The following is a 26295-nucleotide window of genomic DNA, read 5'->3' on the forward strand; positions in this document are numbered from 1 at the left end:
GCTACCGGACCCCGTTGGCCAGTTCGAGGCTACGGGCAGCCAGTGCGGTGGCAGCCTCCCGATGGGCAGGAAGCATCAACGGCAAGGTGATGAGGGCCCCTGCGGCCAGATGGCGATCGTAGCCGATGGCATGGGCATCGAATCCGAGGCGGGAGAGCCGGCCCGCCTGATCGAGGGCCTGCAGGGCCGATGAACGGTCCTGCTGCATCACGAGCACCGTCAGGGGCAAGCCGGACAACAGCGGGTTCGCCCGCCATCTGGACAAGGCCGCCAGCGCGTCATCGAGGCCGGATAGGGTCGCCGGGACCATGAAGAGGGCCCCATGGCAATCGGCCAGCGCCGCCTGGGTCTCGGGGGCCTGCAGACCGGTGGGGCAGTCGAGCAGGGTGATCGGGAAATACCTCGAGACCGTGGAGGCGGCTTCGCGGAGCAACGGGGCGCCGGTTCGCTGTGCCGACCCCGACCGAGGACCCGTTGCATAGAGGCCTTCGGCGGCCGGGGCCAGCAACCCTGCCAGATGCGCGGCCCCGGGTTGGGCGCCGTTCGTGAGTTCGGGAACGATGGAGTCCAGCGAGGGAGCCTGATCGAGTCCCAGCCGCAGGGCGAGGCTTCCGTGGCCCGGGTCGAGGTCCAGGACGCAGACACTGTCGGGCCGAAGGGCGGAAAAGGTGCGGGCGAGCAGTGCGGAGGCAGTCGTCTTTCCGGCACCGCCGCGTGTCGAGACCACGGCGATCCGTCGACCGGTGGTGACCGGCGCCTGCACGCCGGCAGCAAACTGGCTGACCTGCGTGGCCCGGTGCTTGCCGCCGAACAACATCTGCAGGGCCCGCGGGAAGGACCCCCCGGTGGCGCGGACGCCGGAGAGCCGGCGTCGGTCGTTCTCCAGCGGGGCCCCCAGGGTGCCGGGGGAGGACTGGGCAGGCGGGGCGGAAGGGCCGGGAGCCGGGACGGAACCGGCGCGCCGGCGGCCCGGTGCGGGGGCCCAGGGATCGGTGATCGGCTGTCCCCACGGGTCGAGTGGTTGCTCGCCCGCGGGGTGGCCGGGAGTCTGAGGTGCGGTCATGGAAGGTCCTCCGTGCTAGAACGTGTCCAGCATTTGGGCGTAGACGCCGAAGTAGCCGATGAGCAAGGGGATCGTGGCGAGGATGGCCAGGGTTTCGAGGCGTTCACAGATCTGTCGGATCCGTGCCTCGATATGGTCCGGAAGGTCCACGGCCAACCCCAGGCCGATCACCACGGCCAGCACCAGGATCGACAGCCCGACAATCCATACGGTGTCTTCGTTCAGCCGGGTCAGGGCCCCGGCACCGGCCAGGACCCCGATGGCGGTGGCGGCATAGAGCGAATAGCGCTCCAGGGCCAGGGGGAAGGCCCGCGAGCGCAGCAGGGTTGCCAACGCGAGAGCAAGGAGCAGGGGAAGCGTCCAGACCGGATGCCGATCGCCCGTGGCAACCAGCCACATCCCGGCGGCCGCGGAGAGGGCTGCGGCCACGGTGGCCAGGGTGAGGCCGGCGTGGGCCGAACGGATGGCGGTGATGGCATCACGGCGCCAGATCGAGGTGCCGTTGGCCCGCTGGTCGTCGAGGGTGGACAAACCCGACAGGGACAGGGCCAGGGCCGGCAGCAGGCCCATGATGAGCACCGAACAGATCGCCGCGATGGCACCGACCCCGACGAGGAGGTCGGTATCGGTGCTGGCCGCTGTCCACCGGGCCAGGGGTAGGGCCACGGCCCAGATGCCGGCCAACGTCCCGAGGACACCGGCACCCAGCAGGACGGCCCGGGGATGTTTGAGCACCGTGGCCAGGCAGGCGACGAATACGGCGGTGCCTGCCGCGGCCAGCAGCAATCGCAACGAGGGAGCCGCGGTCCAGTGCAGCAGACCGATCATGCCCGCCCCCCATCCGGCGCCCATCAGGGCGGAGGCCACCGGGCGGGACGCAGCGGAGACCGAGGCGCCCAGTGCCAGCAGCCCGGCCCCCACGGCGAGCAGGACCCACCAGCGGGCATCGGGCAGATACCTTCCCAACAGGATGTCCAGCGCCAGCCAAAGCCCGAATGCGGCGAAGATCCCCGACGCGGTGACCAGATGGGTCCGGTCCCAGGAACCGCGTACTTCACGGGACTGCTCGACGACGGTATCGGAGATGTCATAGACGACGGCAGGGGGCGGGGCTTCGCTGTTGCTGAGCAGGGTCAGCCGTGCCCCGTCGAAGACCTGCGCCTGGGTCAAGGTCTCCCGGGCTGGGATGGGTTCCCCGCTGGCGGTCAGAAGGACCTTGGTCGCGACGGCGTCGCCCGGGTTGTCGCCCAGCAGGTCCAGGATCTGCGGCATCAGTGTTCCCACCGATTCGGTGGCGGGCAGCAGGAGGTCGGCGTTGCGGCGTTCCCCCACAAGGGTCACGCGTGTGTAGGGCTGGGCCATGACGGGCTAGTTCCCCATCCTTCCGGGGCTCGGGCTCGGGTTGGACGAAGACCAGGCCGACTGGGTCGGCCCGATGAAGGCGGCGGCGGAACTCTGCATTTGATCCTGCCGTTGCTTCTTTTCCTCGGCTCGGGTGGCAAGCATGTTGGAGACGAAGGAGATCCCGATGCAGATGGCGGTGATCAAGGCCGCGGCGACGAGGCTGAAGAGGAACTGCTTCGTCGTGGCCTTCCAACGGCGCTCGGTCGGGTTCTCGCCATAGAGCAGGGCATCGGTGACCCGGTTGCGACGGACGGCGACCGACTCGATGAGCTGGTTGTCGAATTCAGTCGCCATGGAGCCCTTTCGGTCTAACAATGTGGTGGTGTGAGTCCATCATGTCAGGTCGATGGACGAAAAATGGCAGGAAACCGGGGGCATGGGTAGTTCTCCCCATGCAGGACGCTTGACCCTGTTTGTTGCCTTGCCGTTAGCTGGTAGCAAGCAAAGCACGGTCAGCGAGGCCACCGCCACGCATCGATGAAGGGAAGCGGGATATGAGTTTCAAGGGAAAAATGGACGTCAACGCCATGAACAAGGCGGCTGAAGAGTCCAGCGGCTCCGGCGATGAGCTGGTGCGACTGGTCGAGGAGCTCGTCGACGGCGTCGAGGACTTGAAGACCACTTTCAAGGGCCAGGGGGCGGTCTCCTACCAGAACTTCATGGTCGAGTCCCAGCGGGTCCAGCAGGACCTGATCAAGGCACTGTCGGGTATTTCGCAGGGTCAGGCCGAGAGCGCCAAGCACTACGTCCAGATGGATGACGCCTTCGATGCCGAAGGCAAGCAAGCCGAAGGACAGGCTGCGGGAGCCAAGACCTCGGGCTTCAGCTTCTCCAAATAGCCACTACCGCGCAGCGCCTCCGGGGGCTGTCCACGCGCACCAGCGCCCCACCAACCCGACATACCGGTCCGACACGGACCCGCAGCAAAGGAATCGAACATGCAAGAAGGCCTCATTCAGTTTGACAGTGACGCCGCCTCGCGTACCGAAGGCGACATCATCCGCATTGCCGGACGCATCGAAAGCATCATCGGCGACCGCGAATCCCAGACGAAGTTCGTCAAGGACAACTGGGAGGACAACAACTCGGGAGATGCCTATTCCAGCGTCGAAAAGGACTGGATCGATGCCGCCAACGAAACCCTCCAGCTCGTGCACAGGGCGCGCAAGCTGTTGGGCGAGAACTCCGTGACGGCCAAGGACGCCAGCGGGAAGGTCCAGGGCATCTGGAGCTGATCCGCTGATGGATCGCGGTGCACCACGCTGCGATCGACGTCCCAAGGGGGCGGGTGGCCGGCCGGCCACCCGCCCCCTTGGTGTGTGCGCTCCCACACAAATGCGCGGGCCGGCGCTCTGGCAATTAGACTAGGTGGCCGTGTGTTAATTATTCTCCGGAATGACGCATCCCAGGAGTACCGCCGAAAGGAAAAACAGTGTCCAACCCAGCTGCTGATCGTCCGCTGCGAGTCGCCATCATCGGCGCCGGTCCTGCGGGCGTCTATGCCGCGGACATCCTGACCAAGGCCGAACGCGAGTTCGAGGTCAGCATCGACCTCTTCGACCGGTATCCGACCCCCTACGGGCTGATCCGCTACGGCGTCGCCCCGGACCACCCGCGGATCAAGGGCATCGTGAAGGCCCTGCATAAGGTCCTGGACCGCGGGGACATCCGCTTCCTGGGGAACGTCAACTACGGCCAGGACATCACCCTGGCCGACATCCGTGACATGTACGACGCAGTCATCTTCGCCACCGGGGCGATCAAGGACGCCGACCTGAACATCCCGGGCATGGACCTCGAGGGCGCCTACGGGGCCGCGGACTTCGTGTCCTGGTACGACGGGCACCCCGATGTGCCGCGGACCTGGCCCCTGGACGCGCAGCAGATCGCGGTCATCGGCAACGGCAACGTCGCCCTGGACGTCGCCCGGATGCTCTCCAAGCATCCCGAGGACCTGCTGGTCACCGAGATCCCGGACAACGTCCATGCGGGCCTGGCCGCCTCACCGGTGACCGACGTGCATATCTTCGGCCGGCGGGGCCCCGCCCAGGTGAAGTTCACCCCGTTGGAGTTGCGCGAACTCTCACATTCGAGGGATGTGGACATCGTCCTCTACCCGGAGGATTTCGAGTTCGACGATGCCTCCGATGAGGCGATCAAGACGAACAACCAGGCCAAGACGATGGTCAATACACTCACCAACTGGTTGGTCGAGCAGGAGGACCGGGAGGAGGCCGAGGACGCCGGGACTCGGACCCCGGCCTCGCGGCGGTTGCATCTGCACTTCCTGCACGCCCCGGTGGAGATCACCGGGTCCAACGGGTCCGTGGAGGCCATCCGGTTCGAACGTCAGGAACTGGACGGGACCGGCAACGTGCGCGGGACCGGGGAGCTGGTGGACTACGGTGTCCAGGCCGTCTACCGGGCGATCGGCTACTTCGGCTCCGAGCTGGCCGAGATCGGTTTCGACCCGAACCGTGGCGTGATCCCCAACGAGGGCGGACGCGTCCTGCACGATGACGGGCAGAAGATTCCCGGGCTCTATGCCACCGGGTGGATCAAGCGCGGTCCGGTGGGCCTGATCGGTAGCACCAAGGGCGATGCCCTCGAGACCATCGGCAACCTGCTGGAGGACCGGCTGGAGCTGCCGGCTGCGGTGCATCCCGATGAACAGGCGATCATCGACCTGCTCAAGCAACGCGAAGTCGCCTTCACGACGTGGGAGGGCTGGGTCGCCCTGGATGCGCACGAGCATTCCCTGGGGGAGGCGGCAGGTGCCGTGGAAACCAGCCGTGGACCGGTATCCCGTGAGCGGGTCAAGGTCGTCGAGCGCGAGGAGATGGTGCGGATCTCCCAGCAGCCGTAGTTCGGAGCCGCCACCGGAAAAGCCCGGGATCCCCTCGAAGGGATCCCGGGCTTTTCTGTCGGTCACCGGCGGGTGCCGGGGACGGGCTGCCTAGGCCTTGCCGGACTGCTCCGACGCGCCATCGGTCGTGCCCTGGTTGCCCGCAGCATGGCCGTCGCGCAGGATCTGACCGAGGTTCTCGTCCACGTTCGTCCAGTACTGGAAGAAGCGCTCGCGGATGTCATCACGGGTGATGCCGGCAACCTGTCCAAGCAGGTTGTCGTGGAAGCGCTCCTTGGACTCGGCGCTGAAGACGTCGCGGTACAGCGTTCCGGCCTGGCCGAAGTCGCTGTCCTCGCTGCGCAGGGTCTGTGCGGCGCGGACGAGCGTCCCGTCGGTTTCCCAGCTGCCTTCGCCGGCACGCTCCGGCTCGGCTGCCGCTCCACCGTAGGAGTTCGGCGTGTAGGGGCGCGTGGTGGCGTCGTTGAAGTGGTACTGCATGTTGCCTTCGTGCATGTACGTGTTCACATGGGCAGCGCGCGGCTGGTTCACCGGCAACTGGTTGTAGTTCGTGCCGATGCGGTTGCGCTGGGCATCCGGGTAGGAGAACACGCGGGACATCAGCATCTTATCGGGGCTGATGTCGGTGCCCGGAACCATGTTCGACGGTGAGAAGGCGGCCTGCTCGATCTCGGCGAAGAAGTTCTGCGGGTTGCGGTTCAACGTGAAGTGTCCGACCTTCACCAGCGGGTAGTCGGCGTGCGGCCACACCTTGGTGATGTCGAAGGGGTTGAAACGGTAGGTCTTGGCATCCTCATACGGCATGATCTGCACGAACACGTCCCAGGTCGGGAAGTTGCCGGCCTCGATGTTCTCGTACAGGTCGCGACGGTAGAAGTCGGCGTCGGAGCCGGCGAGCTTTTCCGCCTCGTCGTTGTTCATGTTGTGGACGCCCTGGCGGGACTGGAAGTGGTACTGGACCCAGAAGCGCTCGCCCTCGGCATTGATCCACTGGTAGGTGTGTGAACCGTAGCCGTTCATCTCGCGCCAGGAGGTCGGCAGGCCACGATCGCCCATGACGTAGGTGACCTGGTGAGCGGACTCGGGGGAAAGGGTCCAGAAATCCCACTGCATGTCGGCATCACGCAGGGCAGAGCCGTTCAGGCGCTTCTGCGAGTGGATGAAGTCAGGGAACTTGATGCCATCGCGGATGAAGAACACCGGGGTGTTGTTGCCGACGATGTCGTAGTTGCCTTCGGTGGTGTAGAAACGCAGGGCGAAACCACGCACGTCACGCCAGGTGTCGGGGGAGCCCTGCTCGCCGGCGACGGAGGAGAAGCGTGCCAGCGTCTCGGACTTGGCGCCCGGCTGGAAGACCGCGGCCCGGGTGTACTTCGAGACGTCCTCGGTGATGGTCAGTTCGCCGAAGGCTCCGCCGCCCTTGGCGTGCGGGTTGCGCTCCGGGACGCGTTCGCGGTTGAACGAGGCCAGCTTTTCGACCAGGTAACGATCGTGCAGGGCCGTGACGCCGTTGGCGCCGGTGGTCAGCGAGTGTGCGTCACTGGGGACGGGGGCACCGCTTTGTGTGGTGGTGAAGTTCTCAGACAAGAGGTTCTCCTTCAGGTGATGGTTTGCTGGTCGATGACTGGGCGGTCTCAGGCAACGCTCTCCCGGGGCTGGGCCCCGGAAGCGCCACCCTCGGTGGCATGCGCCGATTCCCTGCAGGAAGCGCATACCCCCTGATAGACCACGTCAGCGATCTGGATGTTCATGCCATGCGTATCGGAGGGGGAAAGACAGGGGGCATGGCCCACCGCGCACTCGACATCCTCGATCCGTCCACAGGTCATGCACACCGCGTGGTGGTGGTTGTCGTCCACGCGCGTCTCGTGCAGGGCCGCGGAACCGGGCGGAGTGAACCGCCGCAGCATCCCCAGCGCCGTGAGGTCGTTCAGCACGTTGTAGACGGACTGCATGGACACCTCGGGCAACTCGTCACGCACTCCGGAGGCCACCGTATCGGCCGAGGAGTGCGGAGTCGTTTCCAGGAAGCGCAGCACGGCCAGGCGCTGGCGTGTCACGCGCAGTCCCAATTCGTGTAGCCGCTCCGTGTGATCCATACCCCTATTCAACTCCCTATTTTGATGAAGTCAAGATAGGGCAGACTAAGTCGGCTGCCACCGGTCCGGATGGGGGCGCCCCGGGCCGTGCCATAGAATGGTGGGTCGAGGAGCCCCATCCCGTCCGTTCCTCCGGCGCCGTGATCCGCGGCTCATCCGGAACCCCGGGCAGGAGGCGGACGTTAAGCAGATATCCCGCCCGTCAGGTCGAGGGGCAGAGGCAGTAGCAAGGAGCCACACCCGGTGCGCAATCATTACAACGGCCTCAAGACGGCCGCCCTGCTCGGCGGCCTGTTCGGCCTGCTGTTGGTCATCGGATCGCTGATCGCCTCCGGAACGGGCAGGTCCTCGTTCATCTGGATCTTCGCCCTGATCGGTGTGGGGACCACCGCCTACGGGTACTGGAACAGCGATAAGATCGCCATCCGCTCGATGCGGGCCTACCCGGTCACCGAACAGGAACAACCGGCGATGTACCGGATCGTCAACCAGCTCTCCATCAGCGCCGGTCAACCGATGCCGCGGCTGTTCGTTTCCCCGACCGCGGCCCCCAACGCCTTCGCGACGGGACGGAACCCGCGCAACGCCGCCGTGTGCTGCACGGAGGGCATCCTGAACCTGCTCGACGAGCGTGAACTGCGAGGAGTGCTGGGCCATGAACTCATGCACGTCTACAACCGGGACATCCTCACCTCCTCCGTGGCCGCCGCCGTCGCCGGCGTGGTGACCTCGGTGGCCCAGTTCATGCTCTTCTTCGGTGGCGGAGACCGCCGCAACGCCAACCCGCTGGCCATGATCGCCACCGCATTGCTGGCGCCGCTGGCGGCCGCGCTGATCCAGATGGCGATCAGCCGGACCCGTGAATACGACGCCGACGAGGACGGCGCGACGCTGACCAATGACCCGTTGGCCCTGGCTTCGGCCTTGCGCAAACTCGAAACCGGCGTTCAGCGGGCGCCCTTGCCCGAGGATCAGCGCCTGGTCAACACCTCCCACCTGATGATCGCCAACCCCTTCCTCGGCGGAGCGAAGAAGCTCTTCGCCACCCACCCGCCGATGGCGGACCGCATCTCCCGGCTGGAGAAGATGGCGGGCCGGCCGCTGGAGTAGAAGCGGCCGCGCACCACCCATTTGGTCATTGGGTCAGGCTTGCGTATCGTCATGAGCATAGGTAAGGCTTACCTAGACACCTTGACGTCCACCCGGAAGCTCCACGATGATCGCGAATTTCCTGATCGGCCTGCGGGAAGGGCTTGAAGCCGTCCTGATCGTGGTGCTCCTATTGGCCTACCTGGGCAAGACCGGACGGACCCATCTGGTGCCGCGGGTCATGGCCGGCGTCGGTGTCGCGGTCGCCGTGTCACTGGCCTTCGGGGCACTGCTGACCTTCGGCCCGCGCGGCCTGACCTTCGAAGCGCAAGAGGCCATCGGAGGAACCCTGTCCCTGGTCGCCGTCGGATTCGTGACGTGGATGATCTTCTGGATGGCCCGGACCTCGCGGTCCATGGCCACCGACCTGCGCCATAAGGTCGATGGTGCCGCCGACGGGAAGGCCTGGATGCTGGTCCTGGTGGCTGCCCTGGCCGTCGGTCGGGAGGGCCTGGAAACCGCCCTGTTCATCTGGGCCGCGGCCCGCGCCACGGGGGAGACCTGGGAGCCTATCGCCGGCGCCGGGCTCGGACTCGCCGTCGCCGTCGTCCTGGGCGCCCTGATCCACCGCGGTGCCGTCAAGATCAACTTCGCCAAGTTCTTCAGCTGGACCGGGGCGGCACTGATCATCGTTGCTGCCGGGGTCCTGGCCTATGGCATCCACGACCTACAAGAAGCCGGCATCCTACCGGGGCTGCATCGGCTGGCCTTCGACGTGTCCCACGTCATCCCGCCCTCGAGCTGGTACGGCACCGTGCTCAAGGGGGTCTTCAATTTCTCCCCGGCCACCACCTGGCTCGAGGCCATCGCCTGGACCGGCTACATCATCCCGGTGTTCTACCTCTACTTCCGCGGCCTGCGCCGCGGCACCCCGGAGGCACGGACCGGGGCCTCTGCCGGCACCGTCGTCGACTCGAACGCCTGAATCCCCCCGCCGTCCCCGCGATTCCGCCCGACCCACCAAGGAACCCCATGACCCCGAACCGCACATTACCCACCGTCGCCGCCCTGGCGCTGGCCGCGCTGGCCCTGGCCGGGTGCACCGACAACAATGCGACCGCCGATGGCGGGGACGGCAGCATCGCGGTGACCAGCACCGATGACACCTGCGAGGTCAGCACCGATACCGTGCCGGGCGGGACACTCAAGTTCTCGGTGAAGAACGAGGGGTCCCAGGTCACCGAGTTCTACCTGCTAGCCGACGACGGCCTGCGCATCGTCGGGGAGGTGGAGAACATCGGCCCGGGCCTGAGCCGGGATCTGGTGGTCGTGGCCCCCGAAGGAAAATATGCCACCGCGTGCAAGCCGGGCATGGTCGGCGACGGGATCCGGGCGGACTTCGCCGTGGGACCGGTCCCCGAGGGCCAGGAGATCAGCGCCGACCGGGCCGCCCTGCAGGACACGGCCACGACGCAGTACGGCGCCTACGTCAAGGACCAGACCGACCAGTTGCTGGCGGGCACCAAGAAATTCGCCCGGGCCTTTGCCGACGGTGAGACGGATCAGGCCAGGAAGCTCTACGCCTCGACGCGTATGCATTGGGAGCGGATCGAACCGGTGGCCGAATCATTCGGGGACCTGGACCCGATCCTCGACGCCCGGGAAGCTGATCTGGAGCCGGGCCAGGACTGGACCGGCTGGCACCGTGCGGAGAAGGACCTCTGGCCGCCGAAGGACGACTACCAGGCCATGAGCTCCGCCCAGCGCCAGGAGATCGCCGACCAGATGGTGGACGACACCCAGGAACTGAAGGAGCGCACGCTGGACACGGAGTTCACCGCGGACGCGTTGGCCAACGGGGCCAAGGAACTCCTGGACGAGGTCGCCACCGGGAAGGTCACCGGCGAAGAGGAGATCTGGTCCCATACGGATCTGTGGGACTTCCAGGCCAACGTCGATGGGGCCCGCATCGCCTACGAGGACCTGAAGCCGTTGCTCGATCGCGACGACGCGAAGCTCGACGCCAGCCTCGATAAGAACTTCACTGCGCTGCAGAAGCTCCTGGACCAGTACCAGCGAGGTGACGGATTCGTGTACTTCGATGAACTGACCGAGTCCCAGAAACAGGAACTCGCCTCGGCCGTCGACGCCCTGGCCGAACCGCTCTCCCGGCTGACCGCCGCGGTGGTGAAGTAGTCGTGGAGGAACAACAGCCCGAGGGAGAAACGGTGCCGGAGCCGCAGGAGCGGCGGCCCGGGCTGCGACGCCGGACCCTGTTCACTGCCGCGGGCATCGGCGGGGTGGTCGGTGTGGCCGCCGGTGCCACCGGGGCTTCCGCCGTGGAGCGTGTTTCCGCGCCGGAGGCGGACCAGGACATCGTGCCCTTCCGGGGAGATCACCAGGCCGGGATCGAGACCGAAGCACAGGACCGGATGCATACCGCAGCCTTCGATGTCACGACCACCGAGCGGGAGGAACTGATCTCGCTTTTGAAGGATTGGACTGCCGCCATCGAATCGATGACCGGAGGGCAGCCGGTCGGCGGCCCCGAGGGGGCCACCGGCGGCGCCTATGATGCCCCGCCGGAAGACACCGGGGAGGCGTTGGATCTGCCGGCGAGCCATCTGACGGTGACCATCGGCTTTGGGCGCACGCTCTTCACCAAGGACGGGAAGGGCCGGTTCGGCCTGTCCGAGCGGCTCCCCGAGGCGCTGATCGAGCTGCCGCACTTTCCCGGGGACGCCCTGGAGGAGAAACGCAGCGATGGTGACCTGGTGGTCCAGGCCTGCGCCGATGATCCGCAGATTGCGGTGCATGCCGTCCGCAACCTGGTGCGCATCGCCTTCGGACGGGCCCGGGTGCGGTGGAGCCAGATCGGGTTCGGGCGCACGTCCTCCACCTCGACCGACCAGGTCACGGCGAGAAACCTCTTTGGTTTCAAGGACGGGACCGCGAACGTCAAATCGCAGGAGACCCAGGCCGTCGCCGAGCATGTGTGGGTCTCCGGGGCCACGGGCGGGGAAGCGTGGATGAACGAGGGCACCTACATGGTGGCCCGCCGCATCCGGATGCACATCGAAACCTGGGACCGCACCTCGCTGCGTGAACAGGAACTGGACATCGGACGGACCAAACGCGAAGGGGCGCCCCTGTCAGGTGGCGGGGAATTCGACGAACCCGACTTCGAGCTCAAGGGCTCCGCGGGACCGCTGATTGCGGGGGATTCGCATGTCGCACTGGCCCATCCGAGCCGGAACGCCGGGGTGCGCATGTTGCGTCGTGGATTCAACTACACCGACGGTTCCGATGGGTTGGGACGGCTCGACGCCGGATTGTTCTTCATTGCCTACGTGGTTGATCCGCGCACCCACTATGTGCCGATGCAGATGGCGATGGCCAAGAACGATCTGCTCGTGGAGTACCTGAAACATACGGGCTCGGGGCTCTTCGCGGTGCCCCCGGGGGTCACCGAGCCGGATGGCTACCTCGGCCAGGGACTGTTCGAGACCTAGGGGCTGCGGAAACGCCGCGGGGCCGCAGTCCGTGGCGGACTACGGCCCCGCGGGGATCCATGAGGTGACGATCTAGCGGAAATTCACGAACTGCAGGTCGACTTCCTCGAATTTACGCAGCAGTTCCATGGTGGCCTGCAGGTCGTCGCGGGACTTCGAGGAGACACGCAGTTCATCCCCCTGGATGGTGGATTTCACTCCCTTGGGGGCCTCGTCGCGGATCTGCTTATTGATCTTCTTGGCGATGTCCTGGGCGATCCCCTCCTTGATGGAGGCATCGATCCGGTATTCCTTGCCCGAGGCGTAGGGCTCCCCGGCATCCAGGGACTTCAGCGAGATCTTGCGCTTGACCAGCTTGGACTGGAAGACATCCAGCACTGCCTTGACGCGTTCCTCCGAGCTGGCCTTCAGCAGGATGTTCTCGCCGCTGTAGTCCAGCTCGGCTCCGACGCCCTTGAAGTCGTAGCGCTGCGAGATTTCCTTCTGGGCCTGGTTCATTGCGTTCGAGACTTCCTGGCTGTCGACCTTGCTCACGACATCGAATGTGGATTCACTGGCCACAAGTCCTCCTCAAGTTGGTTTCCCTGCATTGGCCTCCAGCCTATCGGCAGGGGCCATCCGGGGCACCCTGTCGGGCCCCGGGGGCGGGCCCGCCCGGCCGGCGGGGCCCGGTTTGGGGCCCGATTCGATTCTTGGCAGGAACTTCGGTAAAGTTTCTTCTCGTTCCGTTACGGAACTTCGGGCAGATTTCCCGAGTGGCCAAAGGGGGCTGACTGTAAATCAGCTAGCATCGCTTTCACTGGTTCGAATCCAGTATCTGCCACCCACGGTCCCGGCCAGGACCGCTGAAGACCCCGGACTCATGAGTCCGGGGTCTTCTCATGTCCGGGGCCGGGTCTTCCCTCCGGTGGCCCGACCGGACGGCGTCAGGCGGCCAGCTCGTTGCCGACGTGCCTGAGATAGAGGTCCCACAGGATCAGGTGGGCCTCCCGGCTGGCGTTCATCACGGTCGCATAATGGGCCCATTGCCAAGCGGTCGCCCCATTGGAATCCGGGGGCGCGGGAGGACAATCGCCGGGGGTCCGCCATCCGGCGGGGGACCAGAGGGCGTGGATCGGGCCGGCGCTGGTGGCCGCCGAGGAGCAGTCGTCCAACGGGCGCGGAAGGCGCATGCGCCGCTGGATCCTCGGGGCTTCACCGACGGCAAAGATCTCGGACTTGGACACCTCCATCACCTGGGGCATGAGGCGTTGGTACTCGTCGGCCAGTTCGCAGCTGGCCCGGATGGACTCCCGCAGGAGTTCACCTTCGATCACGAACAGCAGCGTGCACCGTGGCATATGCGTTCCTTCCTTGGCGCCGGTTCCATAGTGGGGCAAGCCTAGGGAGCGGCAACGGCCCGGAACAGGGGGGACCCCGGGCTGTGGAAAACCCACCACGGAACGGCGCCGGGGCAGACATGCGGCAGGGGGGAAGGCTACCGTGGAGGCATGGCTACCATCGACATCACCGAAGACCAGTTCCAGCAGACCATCCAGGACAACGATATTGTCTTCGTTGATTTCTGGGCTTCCTGGTGCGGGCCCTGCAAGCAGTTCGCCCCGATCTTCGCGGCGGCTTCGGAAAAGCACGAGGGCATCACCTTCGCCAAGGTGGATACCGAAGCCGAGCAGGGGCTGGCCGCGGCAGCGGGAATCACCTCGATCCCCACGCTGATGGCCTTCCGGGACCGGGTGCTGGTGTTCTCCCAGCCCGGGGCCATCGGGTCCTCCCAGTTCGATGACCTGATCGAGGCGGTCAAGGGCATCGACATGCAGGAAGTCCATGCCCAGCTCGCCGAGCAGACCCCCGGCCAGTAGCACCGCGACGGCCCTCCGCGGGGCGTCGGGCCACCGTTCGGGGCTGATATGTTGTGGATCACAGATGTTTGGACCGCAACCCCTGAAAGGTGCCGTCGATGATGGATACCGACAACCCAGCCAGCGCCGATTCCTACACCCACGGGGGGAACACCCCCGCGGTCCTGGAACAGAGTATCGGGGAGAACTTCAGATCCGTGGCGGCCCGGTTCCCGGATCATCCGGCGGTCCTGGAAGCCTCGACCGGACGCAGCTGGACCTATGCCCAGATGGACCGGGCCACCGACCAGCTCGCCCGGGCCCTGATCTCCGCGGGCATCGGCGTCGGCGACCGGTTGGGTATCTGGAGTCCGAACTGCGCCGAATGGACGTTGCTGCAATACGCGACCGCCAAGGCCGGGATCATCCTGGTGAACGTGAACCCGGCCTACCGGCTGGAGGAACTCTCCTTCGTCGTGGGCCAATGCGGCATGCGGGCCCTGGCCGTCGCCCCGTCGGACCAGAGCAGTGACTACACCTCGATGGCCCGGACCGTGGCCGGACAGGACAACCCCCTGCAGGAACTGATCCACCTGCCGCGCCCCGAGGGCATGGAACCGCGCGGCGGAGACCCCGCGGCGGATGCCGCCCGGAACCCCGGACGGGAATTCACCTGGGATTCCTTGCTGGAAATGGCCGGCCAAACACCGCAGGCGCACCTGGAAACGATCCTGGAATCGCTGGACCCCCATGAGGCGATCAACCTGCAGTACACCTCGGGGACCACGGGATTCCCCAAGGGTGCGACCCTGAGCCACCACAACATCCTGAACAACGGCTTCCATATCGCCGAGCTGCTCGGCTACACCGAGAACGACCGGGTGGTGCTTCCGGTCCCGTTCTTCCACTGCTTCGGGATGGTCATCGGCAACCTGGGGGCCCTCTCCCACGGGGCGGCCACCGTCCTGCCGGGCCGGGCCTTCAAACCGGATGAAACCCTGCAGGCCGTGCAGGACCACGGAGGCACCAGCCTGTATGGGGTACCGACGATGTTCATCGCCGAACTCGCCCTTCCCGACTTCGCCGACTACGACCTGGGCACCCTGCGCACCGGGGTGATGGCCGGGGCGACCTGCCCGGAGGAGGTCATGGAACGGGTGATCTCCGAGATGAACATGGCCGAAGTGGCCATCTGCTACGGCATGACCGAAACCTCCCCGGTCTCCACGATGACCCGCACCGATGATTCCCTCGAACGCCGCACGCAAACCGTGGGCCGGACCATGCCGCAGCTCGAATCCAAGATCGTCGACCCGGTGTCGGGGGACGTGGTTCCCCGGGGATCGACCGGTGAGTTGTGCACCCGCGGCTACGCGGTCATGAAGGGCTACTGGAACGAACCGGAGAAGACCGCCGCAGCCATCGATCCGGACGGGTGGATGCACACCGGGGACCTGGCCTCGATGGACCAGGACGGCTACGTCCGCGTCGAAGGGCGCATCAAGGATCTGATCATCCGCGGCGGCGAGAACGTCTCGCCCCGGGAGATCGAGGAGTTCCTCTACCGCCATCCGGATGTCCAGGACGTCCAGGTGATCGGGGTGCCCGACCAGAAGTACGGGGAGGAGATCATGGCCTGCATCATCCTGCATGAAGGGGCGCAGGAGATGACCCTGGAAACGGTCCGCGAATACTGCACCGGTCAGATCGCCCACTATAAGATCCCCCGCTACGTGCAGATCCGCAGCAGCTTCCCGATGACGATCTCGGGGAAGATCCGCAAGGTGGAGATGCGCCAGGAAGCGATCCGGATGGTGGCCGGGGACTAGCCGCGCCGACCCGGCTCAGCGGCCCCGGTGGTCCATCGGGGCCAGCCGGGGCCCGAAGGACGGTTTGCGGAATCCGGACAGCCCGATCAGCCGGACCACGCGTTGGCGATGCCCGGCGAAGGGGGCCAGCAACCGGAGCATCCCGGCGTCGTCGGTGGACTTCCCGGCCAGGGCATGGCCGATGTAGGCGGCCAGATGGAAATCGCCGACGGATACCGCATCGGGGTGCCCATGGCTGCGCTGCAGGGTCTCGGCGGTGGTCCACGGGCCGATTCCGGGAACCGACTGCAGCGTGGAGCCCGGGTTGCGGGCGAGCTCCACGGCACCGAGCCGGTTGATTCCGGCGGCCGCTTCGGCGGCCCGCAGAACGGTGCGACGGCGTGAGTCATCCACCCGGGCCCGATGCCAGTCCCAGCCGCCGATCAGGCGCAGCCGGTGGGCTCCGGGGGCGATGGCCAGGCCCTCGGGCGCCGGACCGGGAGCCGGTTCGCCGAAACGCGAGACCAGATACCGCCAGGCGTGGCGTGCTTCGATGGTGGTGACCTTCTGTTCCAGGATGACCGGCACCAGGGCATCGAAGACCCGGCCGGTCGAGGGCAGGCGCAAGCCAGGGTTCCGCCGTCGTGCCTCGGCGATCCAGTGTGGAAGCTCATGCCGGGCCCCGGCGTCGAAGCCCGACCAGTCATCGGCTGCGCCCAGCAGTGCCGGAGCGCAGAGCACGGCCTGCTGGGCCCCGGGCCCCCAGGCCCGCACGGAGAATTCCGGTCCGGGGCCGTGGCCACCGGATTCCAGGGGGCTTCCACGGTCCCGCATCACCAGCAAGGTGGCGGGGCCCTGGCCGGTCTCGAAGCACAGCCAGGCCAGACCCGGTCCCACACGGGTGCACGGATCGTGGGTGCCACGCTGGAGGACTCCGAGCGTCGTTGCCAGGTCATATCCGGCCGGGGCGGACCACCGCCGGTGGGCATCCGGGGCGTCCACCGGGCCGGTGGGACGCAGCAGGGCTGCCGACGTCGGGAGGCCCGCAGCAGGGGTGGAGGTCATCCCCCGATGATCCCACCCGGACGCCCCAGGACCCAGCCGAAGGCCCGGGCGCACTCCATGACTCCGGGTTGCGCCGGACCCGGGGGCCCCGTGGGCCCGGCGGTAGAGTCGGCCTATGAAATACGCGGAATCCGTTCTGGAACTGATCGGCAACACCCCGTTGGTGAAACTGTCCAAGGTCACCGACGGCCTCCGGGCCACCATCCTGGTGAAGGTGGAGTACCTGAACCCGGGGGGCTCCATCAAGGACCGGATCGCGTTGAAGATGATCGAGGACGCGGAGGAATCCGGGGAACTGGCCCCCGGGGGGACGGTGGTCGAACCGACGTCGGGGAACACCGGCGTCGGACTGGCCCTGGTGGCCCAGGCCAAGGGCTACCAGACGATCTCCGTGGCCCCCGACAAGGTCGGTGCCGAAAAGCTCGATGTGCTGCGCGCCTACGGCGCCGAGGTCGTGGTGACCCCGACCGCGGTGGCACCGGAATCACCCGAATCCTATTACGGGGTCTCCGACCGGCTGGTCCGGGAGATCCCCGGGGCCTATAAACCCGACCAGTTCTCCAACCCCGCCGCCCCCGCCAGCCATTACGCCTCCACCGGCCCCGAGATCTGGAAGGACACCGACGGGAAGCTGACCCATGTGGTCATCGGCGCCGGTACCGGGGGCACCATCACCGGTACCGGTCGCTACCTCAAGGAGGTGTCGGCGGATCGGGCCACCGGACAGGTCAAGGTCATCGCCGCCGACCCCGACGGCTCCGTCTATTCCGGGGGCACCGGACGGCCCTATTTCGTCGAAGGCGTCGGGGAGGACATGTGGCCGGGCAACTACGACCCCTCGATTCCCGACGAGGTCATCGCCGTGGACGACGCGGATTCGTTCGCGATGACCCGCCGGTTGGCCCGGGAGGAGGGCCTGCTGGTCGGGGGCTCCTCCGGCATGGCGGTGGTGGCGGCCCTGGAAGCGGCGAAGGACCTGGACGAGGACGCCGTCGTGGTGGCCATCCTGCCCGACGGCGGACGCGGCTACCTGGCGAAGATCTTCAACGACTCCTGGATGAAGTCCTATGGATTCATCACCGACGGCGAGGAGGGGACCGTGGCGCAGGTGCTGGCCGGCAAGACCGGCGCCCTGCCGGAGCTGATCCATACCCACCCGGGGGAGTCGGTGCGCGACGTCATCGACATCATGAACGAATACGGGGTCTCGGTGCTGCCCGTGCTCACCGCCGAGCCCCCCGTGCGCCTGGGCGAGGTCGTCGGCAGCGTCGACGAACGTGAACTCACCGCACTGCTCTTCTCCGGCGAAGCGGCCCTGACCGAGGCCGTCGCCGGGCATATGGGCGCCCCCATGCCCCTGATCGGGGCCGGAGAGACGATCGGAGCGGCCCGAACCCGACTCCAGGAGGCCAACGCCCTGCTGGTCACCCACCATGGGGCCCCCGCGGGGGTGCTGACCCGGCAGGACCTGCTGAACCACCTGAACCACTGACCCAGCCCATCCCAGCGAAAGGTAGAACCCCCATGAGCAGCCCGACGAGCGGCTTCAATACCCGTGCCATCCACGCGGGACAGGCCTTCGAACCGCGCACCGGCGCCGTCGTGCCCCCCGTGCATTTCTCCACCACCTATGCCCAGGACGGCATCGGCGGGTTGCGTGACGGCTACGAATACGGCCGCGGCACCAACCCGACCCGCGATGCGCTGCAGGAACAGCTGGCGGCCGTGGAAAACGGAACCCATGCCTTGACGTTCGCCTCCGGTCTGGCCGCCGAGGATTCGCTGATCCGTGCGCTCACCCGCCCCGGGGACCACATCGTGTTGGGCAACGACGCCTATGGCGGCACCTACCGGCTGATCTCGGGCATCTTCGGGGACTGGGGCATCGGCAACACCGCCGTGGACATGGCGGACCCGCAGGCACTGGCCACCGCGATCGCCGCGCATCGGACGGCACTGGTGTGGTTGGAAACGCCCTCGAACCCGATGATGAAGATCACCGACATCGCCGCCGTCGCCCGGGCCACGCACGACGCCGGGGCCCTGCTGGTGGTGGACAACACCTTTGCATCGCCCTACCTGCAGCAGCCGTTGGACCTGGGTGCGGACGTGGTGGTCCACTCGACCACCAAATACATCGGGGGCCACTCCGACGTCGGGGGTGGGGCGGTCATCGTCAAGGAGGCCGGGCTGGCGGAGAAGATCGGCTTCCTGCAGTTCGCGGCCGGCGCGGTCAACGGTCCGCTGGATGCGTTCCTGACCACCCGTGGGCTGAAGACCCTGGGCGTGCGGATGGATCGGCATTGCCACAACGCCCAGGTCGTCGCCGAATGGCTGCAGGGCCGACCCGAGGTGGAAAAGGTCCTCTATCCGGGTCTGGCGGAGCATCCGGGCCACGAGTTGGCGGCGCGCCAGATGAGTGGCTTCGGGGGGATGGTCTCGGTGCAGTTCACCGGCGGCGAGGCCGCGGCCCGGAAGATCGCCGAGTCCACCCGGGTCTTCACCCTGGCCGAATCGCTGGGCGGCATCGAATCGTTGATGAACTACCCGTCGGAGATGACCCACGCCTCGGTCAAGGGCACCGAGCTGGAGGTTCCGGTGAACCTGCTGCGCCTGTCCTGCGGGATCGAGGACGTCGAGGACCTGATCGCCGATCTCGACCGGGCCTTCAGCCGGTTATAGGCCGACCGGCCCGGCCGCCTGCCCCGCCGGGACAGGCGGCCGGGGCCACTGCTTCCTAGTCCCCGGTCGACGAGGCAGGGTTCTCCTCCTCGAGCCAGGAGCGGATGGACTCCGCGTCGGCATTGAGCAGGGGAGGGGACGTATGGGTGGTGCGGGTCGTCTCCTCGGCGGTGGCCGCGTCGAAGAAGCGCAGCGGCGGGCCGGGCAACTGGATCGTCCCGAGCACCGGATGGTCGACGTCGACCAGCAGGCCCTGGGATTCGACCTGGTCCCAGGCGTAGACCTCGTCCAGGGTCCTGACCTTCCCGGCGGGGACCCCTGCCTCGTTCAGCTTCTCCAGCAGGTCGGCCGGGGCATAGGCGCTGAAGGCATCCTCGATCACGGTGATGAGCTTCTCGCGGTGGTGGACCCTCTCGGCGTTCGTGGCGAAATCGGGGTCGTCGCCGTCGAGGCCGAAGGCCCCGGTCAGCGCCTTCCAGAGCTTGTTGCTGCCGACGCTGATCTGGACGTTGCCGCCGCGGCAGGCAAACAGCCCGTAGGGGGCGATCGAGGGGTGGTGGTTGCCCTGGGCTCTCGGGACCTCCCCGGCGACGGTCGCCCGGGTGCCCTGGAAGGCGTGCACCCCGATGGCCGACGCCAGGAGCGAGGTCCGCACCACCTGGCCGCGTCCGGTCTTCTCCCGTTCCAGCAGTGCCGCGAGCACCCCGTAGGCGCCATACATGCCCGAGAGCAGATCGGTGATCGGCACCCCGACCCGTTGGGGGTCATCGGGGCCCGACCCGGTCAACGACATCAGCCCCGCCTCGCCCTGGACGATCTGGTCGTAGCCGCTGCGCCGGGCCTCCGGCCCGTCGTGGCCGAAACCGGTGATCGAGAGGATGACCAACCGGGGATTGAGCTCCTGCAACGCCTCCATGGAGAACCCCAAGCGGGTGAGCACCCCCGATCTGAAGTTCTCCAGCAGGGCATCGGACCGGCGGATTAGCGCGGTCAACGTCTCCCGGCCCTCCGCGGATTTCAGGTCCAGGGACAGCGATTCCTTATTGCGGTTGCAGGACAGGAAGTAGGTGGCCTGGGGGTCGTCCTCGGGTCCGACGAAGGGCGGGCCCCAGCTCCGGGTGTCGTCCCCGGTGCCGGGGGTCTCGATCTTGATGACCCGGGCCCCGAGGTCACCGAGCATCATGCCGGCGTGGGGTCCGGCCAGTGCCCGGGTCAGGTCCAGGACGGTGTATCCGGCCAGCGGTCCGCCGGCGGTGGAGGGGGACGAAGCGTTCGTGGGGGACATGAAGTCTCCTTTCGGGACGGGGAGGGGACCTAGCGCAGGGACGGGGCCCGGTCGGCGACGACGGGAAGACGGGTCCCGGCGTCGAACTCCATGACCTTCCGGCCTCCGATGAACACCTGCTGCGCCCGTTGCATCACATCCAGCGGATCCCCGGACCACAACACCAGATCCGCGTCCTTGCCCGCCTCGATGGACCCCAGGCGGTCGGCCAGGCCGAGCACGCGGGCCGGGTTGATGGTGATCGAGCGCAACGCCGTCACCGGGTCCAGCCCCTCCTTCACTGCCAGGGTGCACTGGTGGACCAGGAAGTTGATGGGCACCACCGGGTGGTCGGTGATCACGGAGATCTCCACCCCGGCGTCGTGCAGTTTGCCCGGGTTCGCCAGGGAGCGTCCGCGGAGTTCGACCTTGGATTTGGTGGTGAACAACGGGCCGATCAGCACCGGGATGTTCCGTTCGGCCAGCAGATCGGCGATGAGGTGGGCCTCGGTGCCGTGGTCGATGACCAGGTCGTACCCGAATTCCTCGGCCAGACGGATGGCGGTGGCCACATCGTCGGTGCGGTGGCAGTGCTGACGCCACGGGATCTCCCGGCGCAGCACCATCGCCAGGGCCTCCAGCCGCGGGTCGATGGCTTCGGGGTCGGCCTTGGCCATGTAGTTCTGCGCCTCGATGAAGGCCTTGCGGATCACCATGGCCGTCCCCAGCCGGGTGGAAGGGGTCTGTTTCTTCTCCCCGTAGACCCGTTTGGGGTTCTCACCCAGGGCTGATTTCAGCCCGCTGGGGGAGCGCAGCACCATCTCGTCGATGTAGCGGCCATGGGTGTGGATGGCCACCGCCAGACCGCCCACCGGGTTCCCCGAGCCGGGGTTGACGTTGACCGTGGTGATGCCCCCGGCCAGCGCATCGTCGAAGCCGGGGTCGAAGGGGTCCACCGCGTCGATGGCGCGGACCGCCGCCATGATCGGGTCGGTCATCTCGTTGACATCGGCGCTGGCGTCGCCTTCGCCCTCGGGGTGCATACCCAGGTGGACGTGGGCGTCGATGAAGCCCGGCAGCAGCCATTGGCCGTCCGCGTCGACGATCTCCGCATCGGAGGGAACGACGATATCGGGGCCGCTGGCCTCGATCCTGCCGTCACGGACGACGACGGCCCCGTCGTAGGGTTCGGCCTCGATGGGGACGACGTGTGCGTTGATGATGGCCAGCAGACTCATGGGTGAAGCCCTTTCGGAGCGGAGACGGGATGCCCCGAGCCTATCGCCCCGCCGTGAGCTGCGACACGGTAGGGCCTGCTACTTCGGGGGACGGGTGCGCAGGGCGCGGCGCTGGGCCTTGCGCTCGGCCCGGGCCGCCCGGGACTGCTCCTTGAAATAGGCCAAGCTCGGCGGCAGCCAGAGCAGGACGACGCCGATGAGCAGGGTCGCCCCGATGACCCCCAGTCGCGGGCCGCGCAGGATCAACGGCACCCCGCCGATGAGTCCGACGGTGGTCAACCAGGCCCGCCCGGCCAGTTTCCCGCGGGCCAGGCGCCAGGCACCGTAGCCGACGCCCAGCCCCAGCAGGGCCAGCAGCACCCCCAGGGCCACGAGGCCCGAGGGGCCCCGGTCCTCCAACAGTTTGGAGTTCCCCCACGAGGCGATGCCCAGCCCCAGCAGAGCGGCAGCCAGCACGGTCCACCAGCCGACGGCCAGGCGCAGGGTCAGGGGTAGTTTCTCCACGCCTGCCAGCCTACTGGGTGTGCCCAACCGCACAGCGTCCGGCCCGTCCTCACGCCGGTCCCTGCTGTAGACTGGGATCTCACCGATATCCGGCTTCCCTCGCATCCTGCCCAATTCTTGAGGCAGGAGCTCATCGTGTGTGAGTCCGCAAAACAGCGGGCAGTTCCTTCATAGGGGAGCGGCCGGACTGGTGTTTGAGTCCGAATGTGCCGCGGATCCCGTCTCGAACCGAGCCCCGGGTTATCCGCCCCTATGAATGAGGTAATGCCCCGTGTCTTCAGACATGTCCACCAACACGCCCGAATCCGCCTCCGAAGAGACCCCGGTGAAGTTCTCCGACCTCGGGATCGATGGCCGCGTCCTGGCCGCCGTCGAGGACCTCGGCTACGAGACCCCGACCCCGATCCAGGCCGCCACCATCCCGATGCTCCTGGACGGCCGCGACGTCGTCGGGTTGGCCCAGACCGGCACCGGCAAGACCGCGGCCTTCGCGATCCCCGCCCTGTCGAGGATGGCCGAACTGGCCGACCAGAACGGTACCGCCCGCAAGACGCAGGTGCTGGTCCTGGCCCCGACCCGCGAACTCGCGTTGCAGGTCGCCGAGGCCTTCACCTCCTACGCCAAGCACATGGGTGACTTCACCGTGCTGCCCGTCTACGGCGGATCCCCCTACGGCCCGCAGCTCTCGGCGATGCGCCGCGGGGCGCAGGTCGTCGTGGGCACCCCGGGCCGCGTGATCGACCACATCAACAAGGGGTCCCTGGACCTGTCGCATCTGCAGTACGTCGTCCTGGACGAAGCCGACGAGATGTTGCGCATGGGCTTCGCCGAAGAGGTCGACAAGATCCTCGAGGCCACCCCCGAGGAGAAGCAGGTGGCCCTGTTCTCGGCCACGATGCCCGGCTCCATCCGCCGGATCTCCAAGCAGTACCTGCGCAACCCGCAGGAGGTGTCGGTGAAGTCCTCCACGACCACCGGCAAGAACACCCGTCAGCGCTACGTCCAGGTCATGGGCGCGCATAAGCTCGACGCGATGACCCGGATCCTGGAATCCGAGGCCCATGAGGGCGTCATCGCCTTCGTGCGCACCAAGATGGCCACCGAGGACCTGGCCGATAAGCTCAAGGCCCGCGGGTTCACCACGGCCGCCATCAACGGCGACATCCCGCAGCAGCAGCGTGAGCGCACGGTCGAGAACCTGCGCAGCGGCAAGATCGACATCCTGGTCGCCACCGATGTCGCGGCCCGCGGCCTCGATGTCGAGCGCATCAGCCACGTCTTCAACTACGACATCCCGCACGACACCGAATCGTACGTGCACCGGATCGGCCGCACCGGCCGTGCCGGCCGCCAGGGTGACGCGATCCTGTTCATGACCCCGCGCGAGAAGCACATGCTGCGCTCCATCGAGCGGGCCACGCGCCAGCCGGTCGAGGCCATGACCCTGCCCAGCATCGACATCGTCAACGACAAGCGCCTGGAGCGCTTCGCCGGACAGATCTCCGAGACCCTGGCCTCCCAGGAGCTGGGGGTCTTCCGCAACCTCGTGGAGAAGTTCGAGGCCGAGCACGACGTCTCGGCCGTGGAGGTCGCCGCCGCCCTGGCCCATATGGCCCAGGGGGGACGCCCGCTGCTCATGGAGGAACTGCCGACCCCGCCGGCCAAGCAGGCGCGCATGTCCAAGGGCGCCAAGGACGGCTTCGGTTCCCGTGGCCCGACGCGCGCCCTCACCGAGGGCAACGCCACCTACCGCATCGCCGTCGGACGCCGTCAGCGCGTGATGCCGGGCTCCATCGTCGGCGCCCTGGCCAATGAGGGTGGCTTCAATTCCGGGCAGATCGGCGGGATCGACATCCGCGCCGACCACACCCTGGTCGAACTGCCCGCCGAACTGTCCAAGGACCAGTGGAACTCGCTGTCCCGCACCCGGATCGGCGGCGAACTGATCCGCCTGGAGCTCGATACCGGCCGGGCCCCGCGCCGTGACCGCGAAGGCGGCGGCTACCGCAAGGACCGTGGTGGCTTCGACGGAAACCGTGGCGGTGGAGGCCACCGCAAGGACGAGGGCGGCCGTGGCGGATACGGCGGATCCCGCAAGCCGCGCAGCTCGCAGCGCAGCTTCGAAGGCGGCCGCGGCCGCAGCTAGCAGCGCCCGGCGTCCCGCGGGTCGGGAGCGCCGGAACCACCCTGTCCGGAGGCCGGGCGTCCCCCCGGGGAACGCCCGGCCTCCGGCGTTCGGGACCGCAGCCCTGTGGGCTGTGTCACGACGGCCGTCTCGATTTCATCCGGGCGGCAAATGCTGGTAATGTTTTTCTCCGTTGCCCCCCTAGCTCAGGGGTAGAGCGCAGTCTTGGTAAGACTGAGGTCACGGGTTCGAATCCCGTGGGGGGCTCTGAATGGAAAGCCCGCGTCCGTGTCGACTCGAAAGAGGAACCGACGCGGCGCGGGCATTTCACATTCGTGGCGGTGTAGCTCAGCTGGTTAGAGCGCACGACTCATAATCGTGAGGTCCCGGGATCGAGTCCCGGCACCGCTACCCACAGGAATCCGTCCCGTTCGCGGGGCGGATTTCGTCGTTAACGCCCACCCCCACCTGTCCGGCGCCCCTCTATGCTGGAGGGATGGAATCACCGGCCCTGCTCAGTGGCGGCATCGAATGGCCGGCCGACGGCTCCACCCCGCGGTGGGACCTGCGCACCCGTCATGGGGAATCGGCGGACCTGGTGTTGGAGCCGGGAACCCGCTGCTCCTTCGCGGTGGCTCCGGGACGCTGGTGCCTGGGCCATGTCCTGGTCCACGCGGTCGGGGGCTGGGAACACGTCGAGTGTCCCCGGGCCTCCCGGGCCGAACGCGGCACCCAATGCGGGCCCTGCCTGGCCCTGGACCAGGCCCGGTACATGCACGACTTCCACCGGTCGGGGATCGCCCCGCCGGGCCTGCGCGAGTACCTGGCCCGCCCGCAGTGGCTCTACGTCGCCACCTTCGCCCACGGGGCCTCCAAGGTCGGAACCGCGGGGGAGGGGAACAAATGGCGCCGGCTCGCCCAGCAGGGGGCCGTGGCCGGCACCTATGTGGCACTGGTCGCCGACGGACGCCAGGTGCGTGTGCTCGAGGACCTGGTGACCGGACGGCTGGGGCTGGGGCAGGCCGTGCGGGCCTCCGCCAAGACCGCGGGATTATGCGAACCGGGCCAGGGCGGGCCCTCGGCGGCCGGGGTGTACGACGCCGTCTCGCTGGCCCGGATGCACCGCAGCGAGGTGGAGCGCGTACTGGCCCTGATCGCCGAGGATCGACAGGCGCGGGAGTTGGGCATCGAGCCCGCCGACGAGGCCTTCGTGCCGCCCCGTCCGGCCGCCGCGATGCTGTCGGCCTGGGACGCGGGGGAGCTCTACCCCTACCCCGGGTGGCTCAGCGCCAGCACCCACGGATTCGTCGTGGACTCCGTCCTGGGCCAGAGCCTGGGGGTGCGGCTGGAGGGCTCGGACCGGCTCTACGCCGCCGACGCCGCCGTGCTCAAGGGCCGCCGGGTCACCCCGGGCGAATACACCACCGCCATCCCCGCGGCGCAGGACTCCTTGTTCTGAGCCCGATACACTGGAGGACATGATCAGCACACCCTGGGAATCGGCGTCGGGCCTGTACAAGCTCCTGGTGATCGCCTCCATGTCCATCTCCGGGCTGGGCATCATCCTGGCGTTGTTCGGCGCCAACACCACCAACCGGCCGCTGATGTATACGGCGGTCGCCATCATCCTGCTGGGCCTGCTGACCCATGTGACGGGGCTGGTGGTGCGCAGCCGCGACGTGAAGGTCTATCGGCAGCAGCATCCGCCCACGCCGAAACAGAACCCGGGACGCTAGGG

Annotated in this window: 25 protein-coding genes and 3 tRNA genes; 17 read left to right on the top strand and 11 right to left on the bottom strand. The window is 67.4% G+C overall.

The window, feature by feature from the left end; genetic code table 11:
- Position 1: 1 nt before the first annotated feature.
- From ACT3UE_RS04765 to ACT3UE_RS04775, 3 genes are read right to left on the bottom strand one after another with little or no spacing between them, the layout of a single operon-like run.
- On the bottom strand, positions 2 to 1063 hold the full coding sequence (locus ACT3UE_RS04765) for a nucleotide-binding protein (RefSeq protein ID WP_443382543.1): 1062 nt from the start codon (positions 1061 to 1063) through the stop codon (positions 2 to 4).
- A gap of 15 nt (positions 1064 to 1078) precedes the next feature.
- Positions 1079 to 2404: a type VII secretion integral membrane protein EccD gene (eccD, locus tag ACT3UE_RS04770; RefSeq protein ID WP_444566312.1), complete on the bottom strand. Its 1326-nt coding sequence runs from the start codon at positions 2402 to 2404 to the stop codon at positions 1079 to 1081.
- 27 nt (positions 2405 to 2431) lie between these two features.
- Positions 2432 to 2761 carry a hypothetical protein gene (locus ACT3UE_RS04775; RefSeq protein WP_443382549.1) on the bottom strand — a complete coding sequence of 110 codons (330 nt, stop codon included), beginning with the start codon at positions 2759 to 2761 and terminating at the stop codon, positions 2432 to 2434.
- A 200-nt stretch (positions 2762 to 2961) separates the two neighbouring features.
- Here ACT3UE_RS04775 and ACT3UE_RS04780 point away from each other — a divergent pair, with 200 nt between their 5' ends.
- The 3 genes from ACT3UE_RS04780 to ACT3UE_RS04790 all read left to right on the top strand — a co-directional run bounded on the left by ACT3UE_RS04780 (position 2962) and on the right by ACT3UE_RS04790 (position 5333).
- Positions 2962 to 3306 (top strand): WXG100 family type VII secretion target, encoded by a 345-nt coding sequence (locus tag ACT3UE_RS04780; protein WP_443382552.1) that lies wholly within the window; start codon positions 2962 to 2964, stop codon positions 3304 to 3306.
- Between the two features lie 99 nt (positions 3307 to 3405).
- A complete protein-coding gene (locus ACT3UE_RS04785) occupies positions 3406 to 3702 on the top strand; it encodes a hypothetical protein (RefSeq protein ID WP_443382555.1) in 297 nt (98 codons plus the stop codon).
- 197 nt (positions 3703 to 3899) lie between these two features.
- Positions 3900 to 5333, top strand: coding sequence for an FAD-dependent oxidoreductase (locus ACT3UE_RS04790; protein ID WP_443382557.1), 1434 nt, complete (start codon positions 3900 to 3902; stop codon positions 5331 to 5333).
- Between the two features lie 90 nt (positions 5334 to 5423).
- On the opposite strand, the gene ACT3UE_RS04795 is transcribed toward ACT3UE_RS04790, so the two are convergent.
- Together ACT3UE_RS04795 and ACT3UE_RS04800 are read right to left on the bottom strand one after the other, a co-directional pair.
- Positions 5424 to 6920, bottom strand: a complete 1497-nt coding sequence (locus ACT3UE_RS04795) for a catalase (RefSeq protein WP_443382560.1) — start codon at positions 6918 to 6920, stop codon at positions 5424 to 5426.
- 47 nt (positions 6921 to 6967) lie between these two features.
- Positions 6968 to 7432, bottom strand: coding sequence for a Fur family transcriptional regulator (locus tag ACT3UE_RS04800; RefSeq protein WP_443382563.1), 465 nt, complete (start codon positions 7430 to 7432; stop codon positions 6968 to 6970).
- A gap of 243 nt (positions 7433 to 7675) precedes the next feature.
- Here ACT3UE_RS04800 and htpX point away from each other — a divergent pair, with 243 nt between their 5' ends.
- The 4 genes from htpX to efeB all read left to right on the top strand — a co-directional run bounded on the left by htpX (position 7676) and on the right by efeB (position 12033).
- A complete protein-coding gene (htpX, locus tag ACT3UE_RS04805) occupies positions 7676 to 8542 on the top strand; it encodes a zinc metalloprotease HtpX (protein ID WP_444553342.1) in 867 nt (288 codons plus the stop codon).
- 106 nt (positions 8543 to 8648) lie between these two features.
- Entirely contained in the window at positions 8649 to 9506 is an 858-nt protein-coding gene (gene efeU, locus ACT3UE_RS04810; protein WP_443382569.1) for an iron uptake transporter permease EfeU, read from the top strand.
- Positions 9507 to 9553: 47 nt separating this feature from the next.
- Positions 9554 to 10717, top strand: a complete 1164-nt coding sequence (gene efeO / locus ACT3UE_RS04815; RefSeq protein WP_443382571.1) for an iron uptake system protein EfeO — start codon at positions 9554 to 9556, stop codon at positions 10715 to 10717.
- A 2-nt stretch (positions 10718 to 10719) separates the two neighbouring features.
- Positions 10720 to 12033, top strand: coding sequence for an iron uptake transporter deferrochelatase/peroxidase subunit (efeB, locus tag ACT3UE_RS04820; protein WP_443382573.1), 1314 nt, complete (start codon positions 10720 to 10722; stop codon positions 12031 to 12033).
- 72 nt (positions 12034 to 12105) lie between these two features.
- On the opposite strand, the gene ACT3UE_RS04825 is transcribed toward efeB, so the two are convergent.
- Positions 12106 to 12594 (bottom strand): YajQ family cyclic di-GMP-binding protein, encoded by a 489-nt coding sequence (locus ACT3UE_RS04825; RefSeq protein ID WP_443384154.1) that lies wholly within the window; start codon positions 12592 to 12594, stop codon positions 12106 to 12108.
- A 180-nt stretch (positions 12595 to 12774) separates the two neighbouring features.
- On the opposite strand from ACT3UE_RS04825, the gene ACT3UE_RS04830 reads away from it, so the two are divergent.
- Positions 12775 to 12856 (top strand) — tRNA-Tyr (locus tag ACT3UE_RS04830).
- A 103-nt stretch (positions 12857 to 12959) separates the two neighbouring features.
- Here ACT3UE_RS04830 and ACT3UE_RS04835 read toward each other — a convergent pair.
- Positions 12960 to 13373, bottom strand: coding sequence for a hypothetical protein (locus ACT3UE_RS04835; protein WP_443384153.1), 414 nt, complete (start codon positions 13371 to 13373; stop codon positions 12960 to 12962).
- Between the two features lie 150 nt (positions 13374 to 13523).
- On the opposite strand from ACT3UE_RS04835, the gene trxA reads away from it, so the two are divergent.
- Together trxA and ACT3UE_RS04845 are read left to right on the top strand one after the other, a co-directional pair.
- Complete coding sequence (gene trxA, locus ACT3UE_RS04840; RefSeq protein ID WP_443384152.1) at positions 13524 to 13892, top strand: thioredoxin; 369 nt, start codon at positions 13524 to 13526, stop codon at positions 13890 to 13892.
- Positions 13893 to 13993: 101 nt separating this feature from the next.
- Positions 13994 to 15700 carry an AMP-binding protein gene (locus tag ACT3UE_RS04845; RefSeq protein ID WP_444566328.1) on the top strand — a complete coding sequence of 569 codons (1707 nt, stop codon included), beginning with the start codon at positions 13994 to 13996 and terminating at the stop codon, positions 15698 to 15700.
- Between the two features lie 15 nt (positions 15701 to 15715).
- On the opposite strand, the gene ACT3UE_RS04850 is transcribed toward ACT3UE_RS04845, so the two are convergent.
- A complete protein-coding gene (locus ACT3UE_RS04850) occupies positions 15716 to 16744 on the bottom strand; it encodes a DNA-3-methyladenine glycosylase family protein (RefSeq protein ID WP_444553340.1) in 1029 nt (342 codons plus the stop codon).
- 115 nt (positions 16745 to 16859) lie between these two features.
- Between ACT3UE_RS04850 and ACT3UE_RS04855 the strand changes: the two genes are divergently transcribed.
- On the top strand, positions 16860 to 18236 hold the full coding sequence (locus ACT3UE_RS04855; protein WP_443384149.1) for a cystathionine beta-synthase: 1377 nt from the start codon (positions 16860 to 16862) through the stop codon (positions 18234 to 18236).
- Positions 18237 to 18268: 32 nt separating this feature from the next.
- Entirely contained in the window at positions 18269 to 19426 is a 1158-nt protein-coding gene (locus tag ACT3UE_RS04860; protein ID WP_444561073.1) for a cystathionine gamma-synthase, read from the top strand.
- Between the two features lie 55 nt (positions 19427 to 19481).
- Here ACT3UE_RS04860 and ACT3UE_RS04865 read toward each other — a convergent pair whose 3' ends face one another.
- The 3 genes from ACT3UE_RS04865 to ACT3UE_RS04875 form a co-directional block, all read right to left on the bottom strand.
- The gene (locus tag ACT3UE_RS04865) at positions 19482 to 20711 is read right to left on the bottom strand and encodes a CaiB/BaiF CoA transferase family protein (protein WP_443384147.1); all 1230 of its coding nucleotides are present in this window, start codon (positions 20709 to 20711) and stop codon (positions 19482 to 19484) included.
- A gap of 29 nt (positions 20712 to 20740) precedes the next feature.
- Positions 20741 to 21928: an amidohydrolase gene (locus ACT3UE_RS04870; protein ID WP_443384146.1), complete on the bottom strand. Its 1188-nt coding sequence runs from the start codon at positions 21926 to 21928 to the stop codon at positions 20741 to 20743.
- A 78-nt stretch (positions 21929 to 22006) separates the two neighbouring features.
- Entirely contained in the window at positions 22007 to 22432 is a 426-nt protein-coding gene (locus ACT3UE_RS04875; protein ID WP_443384145.1) for a hypothetical protein, read from the bottom strand.
- Between the two features lie 283 nt (positions 22433 to 22715).
- Here ACT3UE_RS04875 and ACT3UE_RS04880 point away from each other — a divergent pair, with 283 nt between their 5' ends.
- The 5 genes from ACT3UE_RS04880 (at position 22716) to ACT3UE_RS04900 (ending at position 26293) form a co-directional block, all read left to right on the top strand.
- Positions 22716 to 24578, top strand: coding sequence for a DEAD/DEAH box helicase (locus ACT3UE_RS04880; protein WP_444553338.1), 1863 nt, complete (start codon positions 22716 to 22718; stop codon positions 24576 to 24578).
- Positions 24579 to 24752: 174 nt separating this feature from the next.
- A tRNA-Thr gene (locus ACT3UE_RS04885) sits at positions 24753 to 24824 on the top strand.
- A gap of 70 nt (positions 24825 to 24894) precedes the next feature.
- Positions 24895 to 24968 (top strand) — tRNA-Met (locus ACT3UE_RS04890).
- Positions 24969 to 25053: 85 nt separating this feature from the next.
- Positions 25054 to 26016: a DUF2797 domain-containing protein gene (locus ACT3UE_RS04895; RefSeq protein WP_444553337.1), complete on the top strand. Its 963-nt coding sequence runs from the start codon at positions 25054 to 25056 to the stop codon at positions 26014 to 26016.
- Between the two features lie 19 nt (positions 26017 to 26035).
- Positions 26036 to 26293 (top strand): hypothetical protein, encoded by a 258-nt coding sequence (locus ACT3UE_RS04900; RefSeq protein WP_444561072.1) that lies wholly within the window; start codon positions 26036 to 26038, stop codon positions 26291 to 26293.
- The last annotated feature ends 2 nt before the right edge of the window (positions 26294 to 26295 follow it).

The sequence above is a fragment of the Arthrobacter sp. 179 genome (assembly GCF_052379645.1).
Lineage (GTDB): Bacteria > Actinomycetota > Actinomycetes > Actinomycetales > Micrococcaceae > Arthrobacter_H.